Source organism: Methylovorus sp. SPW-M1 (genome assembly GCF_053848825.1).
In genome coordinates, this window is the sequence record NZ_CM132626.1 from 466676 (window position 1) to 481255 (window position 14580).

The window sequence follows — 14580 nt, forward strand, 5'->3', positions numbered from 1 at the left end:
TGTACTGGTCAGTGGTGCCGACTCAGATGCGGATTTTCTTGGCAGCCGCGCTGGTGGGCGCGGGTACGAGACTGGCCGATTTGGCCGCTGGCGCAGCAGGCGATTCGGCGACAGGTGTGGGTGCCACGACATCATTCGGGCGTACGCGCTGCAAGCCGTTGACGATGATGCGTTCACCGGCGCTCAGGCCTTCACGCACGATGCGCATGCCTTCCACCATGGGGCCGATCTTGATCGGGCGATAGTTGGCCTTGTTGTCGGCATCCACCACCATCACAAATTTCTTGTCCTGATCGGTGCCTATGGCTTTGTCGTCAATCAGCAGCTCGAGCTTCTCGCCACCGCCACCCGTGCGCACGCGGGCATACATGCCGGGTGTCAGCGTGCCATCCTGGTTATCCAGCACGGCACGCACGCGGATGGTGCCCGAGGCAGTATCCAGGCGGTTATCGAATGAGCGGATCTGGCCTTGATGCGGATAGCCGGTTTCGCTGGCAAGGCCAATGGCGACGGGAATGCGATCGCTATGGGCGTTGTTGCCAGCCCCATGGGCCAGGTAACGGCCGTAGGTTTGCTCATCTACTTCAAAATTCACATACATGGGCGATACGGACACCAGCGTGGTCAACGCCGGGGAGTTGCCAGTAGGGCCGACCAGGTTACCCACGGTGATTTCAGCGCGCGATACGCGACCACTCACCGGCGCGGTGATGGCGGTGTATTGCAGATTGAGGCGGGCGGTCATCACGGCGGCTTCGGCCGCTTTCAGACGCGCATTGGCCACCAGGTAGGTGTTGTTGCGTTCATCCAGCTCGCGTTGAGCCACGGCGCGGTCTTCTATCAGGCGGCGGGTACGCTCCTGCTCGGTGCGGGCCAGCTCAAGGGCGGCTTCGGCGCTGGCCTTGTCGGCTTCGGCGCGGGCGAGTTCAGCCTGGAAAGGGCGTGGGTCTATGGTGAACAGCAGATCGCCCTTTTTCACCAGTTGGCCATCGCGGAAGTGAATGACATCAATGGTGCCGGTCACGCGCGGGCGTATCTCCACATACTCTACGGCCTCTACACGGCCAGAGAATTCATCCCATTCGATGACGGATTTTTCAATGACAGTGGCAACCGTCACCGGGGCAGGGGCGGCCGCGGTGGCTGCAGGTCGGGCGGCCTGGCTGTTGTGCGAAACGATGCCTGCCGTGCCGATGAGTGCCACGCCCAAGGCGAGCCATATCAGTTTGCGGTTAAAGCGGGGGGATGCTGCGTTCATGTGTAACTCCCTATTTTTAAAAATGGTGAATGCGTGAAACTTGAGGTGGCGCCTGGCTGGCGTGCGCTGGCTATGCCATCTCGGTAATAAACTGGGTCAGCAGTTGCGTTACCTCGTGAAACCCCTGGCAGCGGGGGCTGGCGAGGCTGTCTTTCTCTTTGTTGCATGACATGCGGCGCACCCTGACCGAGACACCTGCCGCGATCAGGCGCGAGGCATAAAGCTCGGCCTCATCGCGCAAGGGGTCGTTTTCGGAGGTCAGGATCAAGGCGGGTGCCAGCTCGGCCAGGCGTTTGGAATGCAAAGGTGCGGCATAGGGGTGCAAGGCATCGCTCGCCACTGGCAGGTAATCGGCCCAGGCCTTGCGGCAAGGGCAGTCTTCAGCGGCACGCATGGAGAGGGTGGACTGCCCCGGATCCAGCATGGGGTTGATCAGGATTTGTCCCTTGAGGTAGCTACCGCGGCCAAGGCCACGGTCGCGTGCCATCATGGCCACCACGGCTGCCAGATTGCCACCGGCCTGATCCCCTGCGACAAACAACTGTTTGGGGTCAGCGCCCAGTTTTTTTGCCTGCTTGTGTACCCATTGCGTGGCATCAAATACCACTTCCACGGTATCGGGGAAATGCAGCTGCGGCGCCAGCGGATAATCCACGCACACCACAACGCAGTCGTCGGCCAGCATGCGCGCGAGTCCGGCGGCATCTTCCACCGAACCGCAGTTGAACAGCCCGCCGTGAAAGTACACGATCACCGGTTTGGCGATTTCATGCTTGCCATGGCCAAAGACCTGGATACCGACCAGGCGGTCGGTATGCGCAGAGATAAAACTGGTGCTCCACGGCTGGCTTGGTTGATGATCGGGTACGGGTTTCATTGACGGCTGTTCCTGAATGTTGGCGATGGAGTATTTCCGGCGGGTTTAACGCAAGCCACCGGAGATAAACAGCGGCTCGCCGGTGATCCAGGCGGCATCGTCGGATGCCAGGAACAGGGCAGCAGGCGCGATATCCTGCACCTGGCCAATACGGCCCAGCGGTGTCTGGCTTTCGATGTGGCTGCGGAATTCGCCTTCGGCAAAGCCCACGCTATGCAGGCCTTCGGTTTCCACCATGCCAGGGTTGATGGCATTGACACGGATCTTGCGAGGGCCCAGTTCCTTGGAGAGCGAGCGCGTCACGGCATCCACCGCGCCCTTGGTGGCGCTGTAAACCGAACCTTGTGCCGGTGCAAACGTGCTGGAGACGACGGAGCTGATGTTGATAATGCTGCCGCCTGCTTCGGGGAAGTGCTTGACGGCTTCCTGGGTGGTGAGGATGAGGCCCAGCACATTCAGGTTGAACTGCTTGTGGAAGTGTTCTTCGGTGATGGCTTCCAGCGGGGAGAATTCGTAAACGCCGGCATTGTTGACCAGAATGTCGACCTTGCCATAAGCCTTGATCGCTTCAGCAAACAGGCGCTGGATATCGGCCTGCTTGGCCACATCGGCTTGCACGGCAATCGCCTTGCCACCTGCGGCGGTGATGTCTGCGACTACCTGTTCGGCACCAGCCTTGCTGGAGGCGTAGTTAACAACCACAGCGGCGCCTTCTGCAGCATAGAGCTTGGCAATGCCAGCGCCTATGCCTTTGGATGCACCTGTAATTACTGCCACCTTGTTGATCAGTTTGTTTGCCATGATGAAGCTCCTTGAAGTTTTAAAAATGAAGACTGCAAAAGTGTTAGTCGCACTTTATATTGAGCATAAATCAAGATAAATAGGCTAAAATCAGAATCACTGTGCAATAAAGCAGGACAATAGGGGGTTAAACATGGCAATGGACAGGTTTGAGGCAATGCAGGCCTTTACCCGCGTGGTGGAGCTGGCGAGTTTTACCAAGGCGGCTTTGTCGCTTAATCTCCCAAAAACCACGATTTCTGCCCAGGTGCAGGCGCTGGAAAACCGGCTGGGGGTGAAATTGCTCAACCGCACCACACGGCATGTGAGTGTGACGACGGACGGCGCCGCTTATTACGAGCGGGCCGTGGCGCTATTAAATGAACTGGAAGAAACCGAGGCCGCCCTGCGACAGGCCACATCGCGACCCAGTGGGCGGCTGCGGGTGGATGTGCCGGGCTCCATCGGGCGGCGCATCCTGATCCCGGCACTGGCGGACTTTACGGAAAAATACCCCGACATCATCCTTGAGATGGGCTGCAATGACCGCCCGGTGGATCTGCTGGAGGAAGGGGTGGATTGCGTGATTCGCGGTGGCGATCCTCTGGATCAATCGCTGGTAGCGCGGCGCGTTGCCTCATTGCGCTTTGTTACCTGTGCTACGCCGGGCTATCTGCGCAAACATGGCATCCCCATGCAGCCGCGCGATCTGGAGCGCCACACCGGCATCCATTATTTTTCATCCAAAACCGGCAAGGTGTACGAATTTGATTTTGAGCGCGACGGCGAGCGCTATGAAGTGTCCAGCCATCGGAAAATGATCTTCAACGATGGCGATGCCTGCCTGGCCGCCTGTCTGGCCGGGTTGGGCGTTTTTCAGGCGGCGACCTTCATGGTGCAGGAGCACATTGCCAGTGGCGAATTGCAAGTCGTGCTGGGCACCCATTTATCGGAAAACCTGCCCCTGTATGTGCTCTATCCGCAAAACCGCCACCTCTCATCCAAGGTGCGCGCGTTTATTGATTGGACCGCCGCCTTGTTCGAAACCAGCGACCTGGTGCAAACGCGCACCACCCTGCCCGGCGGAGCTTCCAGATAAAGCTTGCACGTTGTACTTGGCAAACGGCCCGGCCTTGTGTAATATGCGGGCCTTCGTGAGGAAACGGGTGCTTAGCTCAGTTGGTAGAGCGTCGCCCTTACAAGGCGAATGTCGGCGGTTCGACCCCGTCAGCACCCACCAAATCCTTAACGAATGGAGTGGTAGTTCAGTTGGTTAGAATACCGGCCTGTCACGCCGGGGGTCGCGGGTTCGAGCCCCGTCCACTCCGCCAATACCAAAAAGCCCGTTGATACAGTTCAACGGGCTTTTTTCATTCTACGCATTTGTCGGATTTTAACTGTTCAATTCATTTTCTTGATAGGTTGAGAAAATTTCTTTGAGTAAACAACTAATCAAATATTAAGTGCCAGCTTAGACAGTATTTTTAATTTTTTCTTCGCACTGTTGCATAAAGTTAACAATGCCCTTAAGGGTGATATTCCTTTTTTTTACGATTATTTACTCTGGTAAATATGAACTTTGAGATGCCAAGTTTCAGGTACATATTCATACACTACCATTGGGAGTAATAATTTGAAAATCAAGAATGTTTTATTGTCTGTCGTTGGGACTTTACTGGTCATTCCCGCATATGCGGCCACTCAGGATATCAAGTCGGTCAACAATCAAGTTGGTTTGCAGCTTACAACTATTGATGTTGATTATCTCGAAAAAGAAAGCGGTGAGAAGCTGGATTCTGAAGGTGGACATGTTCCCGGTTTCAGCCTGTCATTGTCTTTAATGAAAGATGTTCTCTTTACCAATGACTACTTCCATGTTGAGTATAGCCGGAATAAAGGCCATACCGATTACGTTGGTCAGTACATCAGTGGAGGAGGTTATGGATCTCTGAAAGATAGCTCAAAAGCAAAACTGACCGATTACAGTTTTCGCTATGGCAAAGGTTTTGAGTTAGGCGAGTCTTTCATGCTTACCCCATACGCTGAAATAGGGCAACACGAATGGGAGCGTGGGGTCAATGACGGCGAGACTTATAAAAACAAATGGTGGGGGCTTGGGGTCCTTGCGCAATACTCGCCAATTCAAAAATTTGTAGTAGGTCTGGATGCTATGGTTGGGCGTACCTTTAATCCAAAAATTGATATTAAAGGTACATATGGCTTTAACGATTCATTGGGTAAATCCAGCATTTATAGAATTGGCTTGTCTGGTGACTATGCCATCACAGACCATATTCATGCGAATGTCGGTGTTGATTATGTCAGCTATAAGTATGGCAAAAGCGATGAAAATGAAGTTGATGCCGCCCCAGGATATGTTTTCTGGGAGCCTAATAGTAAAACTGAAAATACAACGTTCAAGATCGGGGTTGGTTACTCTTTCTAAAGTAGCTTGAACAGCTACTAATTAAAAGAGTCGATAAATGTCGGCTCTTTTTTTAGTGTATTTGAAGTCTCATACAATTATCCGCCAATACCATAAAGCCCGTTGATTCATGTCATGTCAACGGGCTTTTTTCATGTCTATCAGACGCTCACACCGTATGGGCCAACATCACTTTTCCCGAACAATCTTGCCCGAGAGAACATAACGTTCTTTGCCATCAATAATGGTGGAGTACACCTTCATATTTTTCAGGTCGATGACTTGAGTGACGTTGATGTCTGTCTTTTCACGCCATGTGGCAAAGTAGATATTTTCATCCACCTTGATGCGCTCGGGTGTTTCCATTCCATGCGCGCCTTTTTCCGAGCCAGCGATGCATTTCCATGACATGGACTTGGCATCGTTCACCGTCACCCGGTAAACATTGCCGCCTTCATATTGATAAAGGAATTGGCCCATATATGCTTCTGATGCCTGTACGTACAAGGGTGAGGATGCAAGTAACAAGCTGATGACAAATAATCGTATGTGTTTCATGTAAAGGGCCTTATGCCGGACGGAATATTGCGTATTATCCGCGAGTTGGTCTTGCTGGCTATCCCGGAATATCAGGCTCTACCAGCGTGGCGAGTTGCGCCAGCGATTGCTGCCAACCCAGATAGCAACTCTCGACCGGGATCGCGGCGGGAATGCCCGTTTGCTGGATGGCGATGTCGGTACCACAGGAGACCTCGGTCAGGGTGACGGTGACTTCCAGCACGCCAGGCAGGTTGGGATCATCAAAGCGGTCGGTGTAGCGCAGTTTTGTATCAGGAATCAGCTCCAGGTATTCGCCACTGAAGGCATGTTGGTCTCCCGAGCTGAAGTTGGTGAAAGACATGCGAAATGTGCCCCCAGTTTTGGCTTCCAGATGATGAACATTGCAAGTGAAGCCGTAAGGAGGCAGCCACTTCGCCAGGGCGTCTGCATTGAGAAAGGCTTGATATACCCGCTGCGGTGGCGCCCGAAATACACGATGCAAATTCACGGTACCGGTTTTCATGAGACATACTCCTTTCATTGCATGGAGATGAAAGAACAGGCAGTTTAGCGCAGGCTGCACATGCGAGGAAATGCAGGTTTGTGCCGCGCTGCTGAGGCTGTGTTCATAAGGCCGGGTGTTAAGATAGGTTAATGTAAGCCGACTGTAAGTCGGCGGAAATACGCTTTTGGTTTATTTTGGCAAGGGGATCGTCATGCGGGTTTTGCTAGTGGAAGACGACGCCGTACTCGGTGATGCCATTCATCGCTCGCTGATCAAATCCGGTTATGCGGTGGACTGGACGCAGGATGGGCAGCAGGCGGATGTGGCGCTGCATGAGCAAGTCTACGATGCGGTGGTGCTAGACCTGGGTCTGCCGCGCATGGATGGCCTGGAGGTGTTGCGGCGCCTGCGTCAGCGCAAACAGCTGGTGCCGGTAGTGATACTCTCGGCGCGCGAGGGGCTGGATGACCGGGTGCACGGACTGGATCTGGGCGCTGATGATTACCTGACCAAGCCTTTCAAGCTGCCAGAGCTGGAAGCGCGGTTGCGGGCGCAGATACGTCGCAGTCATCAGGTGGTGACGTCGTATATAGATTTTGGTCCCATGCGTTTCGATAGCACTGACCGCACAGTCACGGTCAATGGTGCGCTGGTGGAGTTTTCGCAGCGGGAGTTGAGCGTGCTGGAAGCGCTGATCTTGCGCAGCGGGCGCGTGGTGAGCAAGGAGTCGCTGGTGGAAAATCTGTGCAACTGGGATGTCGACGTCGGCAACAATGCCATCGAGGTGTATGTCCACCGCCTGCGTAAAAAGCTGGAGCCCTACGGCATCCTGATCCGCACAGTGCGTGGTCTGGGCTATCTCCTGGAAAAGCAGTCGGCATGAAGTCGCGCTTTTCGGTACGTCGTCAGCTGCTCAAATGGTTGTTGGTGCCATTGCTTATATTGATCGCGGTGGATTCCACCATTCTTTATCGCATTTCGCTGCATTTTCTGCGCAAGGCATTCGACCATGCGCTGTACGACACTGCCTATGATGTTTCGCAGATTATTACCCAGAACCGCCTGAATAACGCCCAGCTGGAGCTGAAGCCGGAAGTCCGCAGCATGCTGCTCTCCAGCCAGGATGACGAGATGTATTACAGCGTGTATGACCCGCAGGGCCGCTTTCTGGGCGGCGACAAGGCGCTGGCTTATCAGGCGCCACAGAGCTGGCAGCGCAAAGTCATGTATTTTGTTGGCGGGCATGTGGCTGGGCAAGATGTGCGTGTGGTCTCGATACCGGCGGTGATTCCGGGCGATCAGGGTGATGAGTCCGTACGCATACAGGTCGCCGAAACCCGTAACCGGCGCCAGCACCTGGCTAGCCAGATTCTGCTGGGCATCCTGATTCCGCAATTGCTGCTGTTACTGGTTGCCGTGGTGCTGATGTGGTTTGGCATTGGCCGCGGCTTGCGCCCGCTTTGGGATCTGCATGCGGCTCTCGCCCAGCGCACCCCGCGCGACCTCAGCCCGGTGCAGCTCACGCAGGTGCCAGAAGAAGTCAGCATGCTGGTTGAGTCCATCAATCAGCTCATGCAACAGGTACAACGCTTGCTGGAATCGCAAAACCGCTTTATTGCCGATGCCGCCCATCAGCTGCGCACACCGCTGGCGGGCGTGATGGCGCAGACGGAGCTCGCGCAATATGAAACCAATCCGGAAGCCTTGCAAAAAAGTCTGGCCAATATCGCCATGAGCACCGAGCGGCTGGTGCATATGGTCAATCAGCTGCTGATTCTGGCGCGTGCCGAACCCGAGGTGATGCGTGCCATCCAGATGCATGTGCTTGATCTGCGCGCCCTGGCTCAGCATGTGACGGGCGACCTGATATCACTGGCCTTGCCCCGCAATATTGATCTGGGCTTTGAAAGCGAACTTTCCCATGCCTGGGTGCTGGGGGATGCGACCAGCCTGGAAGAAATGCTCTCCAATCTGGTGGACAATGCCATCCGGTACAGCGATGAAGGCGGCCGTGTCACGGTCAGTCTGACGCGCGATGACCAGGGTTTTGTGCTCAGCGTGGAAGACGATGGGCCGGGGATTCCGGAGGATGAGCGCGAAAAGGTATTCGAACGCTTTCACCGGGTGATAGGCACCGAGCAGCCGGGCAGTGGTCTGGGCTTGGCGATTGTGCTGGAAATTGCCCAGGTGCATGGGGCCACGATTCAGATGCAGGATGCGACGCCGGAAGGCGGCTTGCGTATCTCGCTGCGCTTTGCGGATCGCAGCGCAGAGGCGCCGGTAGCGGCAAGCTGATATCGGCATCAGGTCAGCCCGGCAAGGCTGGTGCCGGGCATTGGCCTAGGGCAATCAGGCGTTGGCTAAAAGTGCTCGAAGGTCTGCACCACATCCCGCTCAAACTCATCGGCGGGAACAGGCTTGCTGAACAGATACCCCTGATAGGCGTCGCAGCCGTAATTATCCAGAAACTCGCGCTGGCTCAGCGTTTCCACACCTTCCGCAATCACCTGCAGATTCAGGCTCTTGCCCAGCGCAATAATCGTGCGTGCAATCACGGCATCGTTGGGGTCAGTCAACACATCGCGTACAAAAGACTGGTCAATCTTCAGCTGATCCAGTGGCAGCAGCTTGAGGTAGGACAGCGATGAGTAGCCAATGCCGAAGTCGTCAATCGAGAAGCCGACGCCGATGTTTTTAAGCTCGGTCATCTTGGCGATCACGTCTTCAATATTGTTCACCATCAGGCTTTCGGTCAGTTCCAGCTTGAGGCGTTTGGGGTTGGCGCCGGTGACATTCAGCACTTCCACAATCTGATCGACAAAATCCATCTGGCGCAGCTGTTTGGCGCTGACATTCACCGCCAGGGTCAGGCTGGAGGTGAGTGGTTGTTGTGCCCACAGTACCAGCTGCTTGCACGCGGCATACATGACCCAGTTGCCCACGCTCACAATCAGCCCGCTATCTTCTGCCAGCGGAATAAAGGTGCTGGGCGGTATCATGCCGCGCTTGGGATTGCGCCAGCGCAGTAGCGCTTCAGCGCCCAGCAGGCGGCCCTGGTTATCCACCTGGGGTTGATAGCACAAGAAGAACTCGTCATTGCGCAGGCCATTGCGCAAGTCTTCTTCCATCTCGACGCGGTCGGCAATCAGCGCCTGCATTTCCGGATCAAAAAAGCGGATGACATTGCGACCCGCCGCCTTGGACTGATACATCGCCAGATCAGCGCGCTTGAGGATTTCATCCACCGTGGTCGGCTGCTGGTCAAACAGCGTGACGCCTATACTGGCGCTGGTGTGATGCTCATAGCCGCTGAACTGGAATGGGTGGGCAAAGCTGATCAGTATTTTTTCGCTGACCAGACGCGCCTGTGCGGCGGCTTCCTGATGATTGCCGCTCAGCTCATGCAGCAGCACAACAAACTCGTCGCCGCCAAAGCGCGCCACGGTATCGCTTTCGCGCAGGCAACCGGCAATGCGCATGGCTACCTGTTGCAGCAGCATGTCACCCAGGTCATGGCCCATGGTGTCGTTCAGGGTTTTGAAGTTGTCCAGGTCAATGAACAATACGGCGCCGGATTTGCTGGTACGCGCCGAATAGGCGAGGGTATGTTCCAGCCGGTCTATGAACAGCTGGCGATTGGGCAGGCTGGTGAGGGAATCATAAAACGCCAGATGCTGAATGCGGCTTTCTGCCACTTTCTGGGCGCTGATGTCCTGAATCGCGCCCTCGATGCGGGTGATGTTGCCATGCAGGTCATACACGGCCTGGCCAATGATGCGTATCCACAGCAGCTTGTCCTTGCAGGTGAGGATGGGCAGCTCTTCATCAAAGCTGTCGCCCTTTTGCAGGCATTCTTCCAGCGCCTGCACAATGCGGCTGCGCCATTCTTCGGGATAAAACGCCAGCGCGCTATCCAATGTCGGTGCAAACTCGGGTGGGCACTCGTGTATGTCGAGCACCTCTTCAGACCAGTACAGGGTTTTTTCCGGCAGGCTCAGCACCCAGCTGCCAACGCGCGCCATGCGGCTGGATATTTTGAGATAGGCTTCGGTTTGCTCGCGGCGGGCAATTTCGGCATGCAAGGCCTCGGTGCGCATGCGTACCTGGCGCCGCATCTGCACGTTCCACAAAATCACCAGCATCACGCACAGCAAGGTGGCGGCTACGCCAAAGGCAATCCAGCGGGTATTGAGCGTATTGGGGGTGGTGGCGTAGTGATAGATGAACTTGCGGGGCTCGTAGCTATCCGGTGCCAGTTTCAATCGCACCAGCAACTGGGCGATATGGCTCCAGCGATCGGTATTCATGTGGCCCATGTCCACGATATCCGGCATCACCAGCGGGCGCATGCTCTTGGCCTCGGCCAGCAGCGATTCCTGAGTGGCGCCACTTTGCTTGACGCCCGGCAGTTGCAGGATGAGGTTGGCGATTTCTTCCGGGTTGTCGAAGGCATAACGCCAACCCCTGAGCGTGGCTTTCAGGAACGCATCTGCACGCTCCGGGTGCGTCTCGATTTCCCTGCGTGAGGTGAAGAGGGTATCGCCGTAAAAATCCACATCGTAATCGATGGTGCTGATAATGGCCGGCTCGACGCCACGAGCGCGCAAACGGTAGGGCTCGTTGGTGGCATACGCCGCCATGGCATCCACCTTGCGATTGATCAGGTCATCCAGCTGCCCGGTGTGGGTGACGAAACGCACGCTGGTGGGGTCCAGCCCGGCTTTCAGCATCATGGCATCAAACTGCACGGCGCTGAGGTCATGTTTCATCATGACCGATTTGCCCATGAGGTCGGCCAGGCGGTGAATATTGCTGTCTTCACGGCTGATGATGATAAACGGCGAATGCTGGAAGATGGCGGCCATGGCGACCACGGGCTTGCCATGCATGTGGGCCATTAGCACATCGGCATCGCTGATGCCGTATTGCACGGAGCCGTTCAGTACGGCATCAAGGGCTGGTTTGCCAGGGCCGCCCTCGATGATATTCACATCCAGCCCGGCGTCTTTGTAAAACCCCTTGGCCTGGGCGGCGTAATAGCCTGCGAACTGGAACTGATGATGCCATTTGAGCTGCAGGTTGACTTTGGAGGCCTCTGCAAAGGCAGGCGGCGTAAAAAGGCAGATTAGCACTACCAGTTTTGTGCACCAGAAGAGCCTTGTAGTTATATCCAACGCTGACGTTCGGAATTTCATTGGCGCGGCAAAACCCATCGATTTGTCATGATTACTCTGGACGCGAACAGGGCAGCTAAGCCAGACCGATATTCGCGCATACTAATCGCGAATATATAGAATTAATGCGAAGAATTAAAGTGTTTTCATTGGCTTGTTTAAGGTTTTACATCTAAAAGCTTAGATTTCTTATGCGTACTTCTTTGGTAGTACGCCTTCAAGAGAATTTTGGTCCCCCGGTGATTTGGCTATCGTGATGCCAAGTTCAACACCGCATCAAATTTAAAAGGGGACATCCACATGGCAAGAAATTCCATCCTGAATGAACGGCATCGCGCACTCGGCTCCAAGCTCGATGGCGACACCTGGAACGACATGCCGATTCCGTGGAGCTACAACACCAGCGTGCATGACGAAGTGGTGGCGGTGCGCAGCAAGGCAGGTTTGTATGATGTATCGGCACTGAATATCGTCAAGGTCAGTGGTCCGGATGCCGAAGCCGTGATCGACCAGCTGGTGGCGCGCGATATCACCAAACTGGAGCCCGGCTGTTCCTTGCTAGCCGCCGAGGTCGATGAAACCGGCGCCCTGTGCGATGACATCATGGTCATCCGCGATTCCGCCACGGATTTCCGTCTCTCGCATGGCAGTGGCAAAACACCGGAACAACTGAAGCTGTTATCCGCAGGTAAAAACGTCAAGGTGGAGCCTGATCTGGATGTGCATATTCTCTCCCTGCAGGGCCCGTTGTCGCTGGATATCCTGGCACCGCATCTGAGCTTTGATCTGGCAGGGCTGCCGTATTTCCGCCATGTGCCTACCGTGCTGTTTGGCAAAAATATCGTGATTGCCCGCGGTGGCTACTCTGGGGAGCGTGGCTACGAGGTCTACTGTACCGCCGCCGATGCCGTTTTCCTGTGGGACAAGATTCTGGAAGTCGGCGCGCCTTTCGGTGCCATTCCCGCCTCCTGGAACTCCTTGGAGCTGACCCGTATTGAAGCTGCCCTGCTGTTCTTCCCGTTTGAAATGCCCGAAGGCGATACCACGCCATGGGAGGTCAATATGGGCTGGGGCGTGGACCTCGACAAGAAAGGCGATTACATCGGCAAGGCGGCCGTCCTCAAGCTGAAAGGTCGCGAGCGCGTGCGCCATGTTGGCCTCATCTGCCGCAGCGCATCGGCGATGGAAGCCGGGGCCAAGCTGTTCAAGGATGGCAAGGAAATCGGCGTCATCACCAGCGCCAGTTACAGCCGCTACCTCATGCTCTCGCTGGCGATGGCACATGTGAAGCCCGAGCTCTCGGCCATCGGCACCACGCTGGAAGTGCACAACAGCAGCGGTGTCAGCAAGGCCTATATCGCGCCTACGCCGTTTTACGACCCCTTGCGTTTGCGCACGCATCCCGAAGGCGCCTGAGTCAGCAGCTAAGTCAGCAGGATCAGGTTCAGCAGTTTAAGAGGACATTCAAGATGGAACGCGGTTACTGGATACGCAGCAAGCCGGTCTACACGGCGCTGCTCTGGAACGATAAAGCCACGGCGCACGCCGTGCTGACAGCGGGCGACGGCGGGCTTGCCGTGCTCAAGCTCTTTCAACAGGCTTTGCCTGAGCAGCCGATCACGGTGTTTTACAGCCCGGCAGGTGCTGACAAGGATTACCTGCCTGCCTTGCAGGCCGCAGTAGATGCGGATCTGCGGGTGTTTGCAACCACAGCCGAGCTGCTGGCTGCCTGGGCAGATTATCTAGCCACCGCCCGCATGGGCCTGCGCATTTACACCGCGGGCACTGAGAAGTTTATGTGGGATGTGACGGATGCCGCCGCCGACTTCGGCATTCTCAATCAAGACGTCATGAAAGAGTTGACCGGCTCACTGGCGCGCTCGGTGTATTGCGTGCATTGCAAGTCGCTCACGCATGAGGTCACCAGCAACATCGCCACCTGCTCCGGCTGCGGCCGCAAGCTGTTTGTGCGCGACCACTTTTCGCGGCGCATGGGCGCCTATATGGGGCTGATGGTGGATGCCGAAAACCCCGGCGAAGTGCCGCAGATCGAGGAGATTTATCCATGAGTCAGTTACAGGTCAAAGTGGCCTCCATTCAGGATGTCAGCGCTGGTGTGCGTCACTTCACGCTGGTGGATGCCCATGGCGGCGAACTGCCAGCCTTTTCTGGCGGTAGCCATATTGTGGTCACTATGCCGGCGCCCGGCCGCACCTATCGCAATGCCTATTCGCTGCTGAGTTCGCCGGAAGACCGCGCACATTACGAAATTGCCGTGCATCGCCAGCCACAGTCGCGCGGCGGCTCCATCTATATGCACGAAGAAGTGAAGGTCGGCAGCCTGCTCGACATCAGCTATCCGGTCAATCTGTTTGCCTTGTCGCGCGTAGCCAAGCATCACCTGCTGATAGCCGGTGGCATCGGCATCACGCCCTTCATGGCGCAGATTCATGATCTGGAGCGTCTGGGCGGCGATTACAGCCTGCACTATGGTTTTCGCTCACGCGAGCATGCCGCCTTTGCCGATGCTCTCAAGGGGCGCGTCAGCCAGCGCGCGGTGTGCTATGACGAAAGCCTGGGCCAGCGCATGGATTTTGACGCCCTGTTGCGCGCCCAGCCACTGGGCACCCATGTGTATGCCTGCGGCCCGCAAGGCATGGTCGAAGCGCTGGTGGCGACTGCCCGTGCGCTCGGCTGGCCCGAGCACCACATTCATAGCGAACAGTTCCTCGCTCCGCCAGTGGGCGAGCCCTTCACGCTCAAGCTCAGCAAGTCCGAGCTGGAAATTACCGTGCAGGGCGACATGAGCATGCTGGAGGCCCTGGAGGCCGCTGGCGTCGATGCACCTTCGCTATGCCGCGGTGGCGCCTGTGGCCGCTGCGAACTGGAAGTGCTGGGCACCGACGGCGAACTGCAGCATCACGATCACTACCTGAGCGACGCCGACAAGGCTAGCGGCCGCAAGATCATGCCCTGTGTATCACGGGCCAAATGCGGTTATCTGGAACTCAACCTTTGAGG

Annotated in this window: 13 protein-coding genes and 2 tRNA genes; 9 read left to right on the plus strand and 6 right to left on the minus strand. The window is 56.2% G+C overall.

Annotation, left to right across the window (positions count from 1 at the left end):
- Positions 1-22: 22 nt before the first annotated feature.
- The 3 genes from ACWWD9_RS02095 to ACWWD9_RS02105 all read right to left on the minus strand — a co-directional run bounded on the left by ACWWD9_RS02095 (position 23) and on the right by ACWWD9_RS02105 (position 2936).
- A complete protein-coding gene (locus tag ACWWD9_RS02095) occupies positions 23-1258 on the minus strand; it encodes an efflux RND transporter periplasmic adaptor subunit (protein WP_455867578.1) in 1236 nt (411 codons plus the stop codon).
- Between the two features lie 70 nt (positions 1259-1328).
- Positions 1329-2135: an alpha/beta hydrolase gene (locus tag ACWWD9_RS02100; RefSeq protein ID WP_455867579.1), complete on the minus strand. Its 807-nt coding sequence runs from the start codon at positions 2133-2135 to the stop codon at positions 1329-1331.
- A gap of 45 nt (positions 2136-2180) precedes the next feature.
- Positions 2181-2936 carry an SDR family NAD(P)-dependent oxidoreductase gene (locus ACWWD9_RS02105; protein WP_013443188.1) on the minus strand — a complete coding sequence of 252 codons (756 nt, stop codon included), beginning with the start codon at positions 2934-2936 and terminating at the stop codon, positions 2181-2183.
- Between the two features lie 133 nt (positions 2937-3069).
- Between ACWWD9_RS02105 and ACWWD9_RS02110 the strand changes: the two genes are divergently transcribed.
- The 4 genes from ACWWD9_RS02110 to ACWWD9_RS02125 all read left to right on the plus strand — a co-directional run bounded on the left by ACWWD9_RS02110 (position 3070) and on the right by ACWWD9_RS02125 (position 5361).
- Positions 3070-4014 carry a LysR family transcriptional regulator gene (locus ACWWD9_RS02110; protein WP_202943912.1) on the plus strand — a complete coding sequence of 315 codons (945 nt, stop codon included), beginning with the start codon at positions 3070-3072 and terminating at the stop codon, positions 4012-4014.
- Positions 4015-4079: 65 nt separating this feature from the next.
- Positions 4080-4155 (plus strand) — tRNA-Val (locus tag ACWWD9_RS02115).
- Between the two features lie 14 nt (positions 4156-4169).
- Positions 4170-4246 (plus strand) — tRNA-Asp (locus ACWWD9_RS02120).
- A gap of 302 nt (positions 4247-4548) precedes the next feature.
- On the plus strand, positions 4549-5361 hold the full coding sequence (locus tag ACWWD9_RS02125) for a hypothetical protein (protein WP_455867580.1): 813 nt from the start codon (positions 4549-4551) through the stop codon (positions 5359-5361).
- 168 nt (positions 5362-5529) lie between these two features.
- On the opposite strand, the gene ACWWD9_RS02130 is transcribed toward ACWWD9_RS02125, so the two are convergent.
- Both ACWWD9_RS02130 and ACWWD9_RS02135 read right to left on the minus strand, forming a co-directional pair.
- Positions 5530-5820 (minus strand): MoaF-related domain-containing protein, encoded by a 291-nt coding sequence (locus tag ACWWD9_RS02130; protein ID WP_455867581.1) that lies wholly within the window; start codon positions 5818-5820, stop codon positions 5530-5532.
- Between the two features lie 136 nt (positions 5821-5956).
- A complete protein-coding gene (locus ACWWD9_RS02135) occupies positions 5957-6403 on the minus strand; it encodes an SRPBCC family protein (protein WP_455867582.1) in 447 nt (148 codons plus the stop codon).
- 193 nt (positions 6404-6596) lie between these two features.
- On the opposite strand from ACWWD9_RS02135, the gene ACWWD9_RS02140 reads away from it, so the two are divergent.
- Both ACWWD9_RS02140 and ACWWD9_RS02145 read left to right on the plus strand, forming a co-directional pair.
- Positions 6597-7268, plus strand: coding sequence for a response regulator transcription factor (locus ACWWD9_RS02140; protein WP_013443183.1), 672 nt, complete (start codon positions 6597-6599; stop codon positions 7266-7268).
- Positions 7265-8680 carry a sensor histidine kinase gene (locus tag ACWWD9_RS02145; protein WP_455867583.1) on the plus strand — a complete coding sequence of 472 codons (1416 nt, stop codon included), beginning with the start codon at positions 7265-7267 and terminating at the stop codon, positions 8678-8680. The genes ACWWD9_RS02140 and ACWWD9_RS02145 overlap by 4 nt, the downstream gene beginning before the upstream one ends.
- A gap of 65 nt (positions 8681-8745) precedes the next feature.
- On the opposite strand, the gene ACWWD9_RS02150 is transcribed toward ACWWD9_RS02145, so the two are convergent.
- A complete protein-coding gene (locus ACWWD9_RS02150) occupies positions 8746-11517 on the minus strand; it encodes an EAL domain-containing protein (RefSeq protein ID WP_455867584.1) in 2772 nt (923 codons plus the stop codon).
- 342 nt (positions 11518-11859) lie between these two features.
- On the opposite strand from ACWWD9_RS02150, the gene ACWWD9_RS02155 reads away from it, so the two are divergent.
- From ACWWD9_RS02155 to ACWWD9_RS02165, 3 genes are read left to right on the plus strand one after another with little or no spacing between them, the layout of a single operon-like run.
- Positions 11860-12975, plus strand: coding sequence for an aminomethyltransferase family protein (locus tag ACWWD9_RS02155; RefSeq protein ID WP_013443180.1), 1116 nt, complete (start codon positions 11860-11862; stop codon positions 12973-12975).
- Positions 12976-13028: 53 nt separating this feature from the next.
- Entirely contained in the window at positions 13029-13628 is a 600-nt protein-coding gene (locus ACWWD9_RS02160; RefSeq protein WP_455867585.1) for a dimethylamine monooxygenase subunit DmmA family protein, read from the plus strand.
- Positions 13625-14578 (plus strand): PDR/VanB family oxidoreductase, encoded by a 954-nt coding sequence (locus tag ACWWD9_RS02165; protein WP_455867586.1) that lies wholly within the window; start codon positions 13625-13627, stop codon positions 14576-14578. The genes ACWWD9_RS02160 and ACWWD9_RS02165 overlap by 4 nt, the downstream gene beginning before the upstream one ends.
- The last annotated feature ends 2 nt before the right edge of the window (positions 14579-14580 follow it).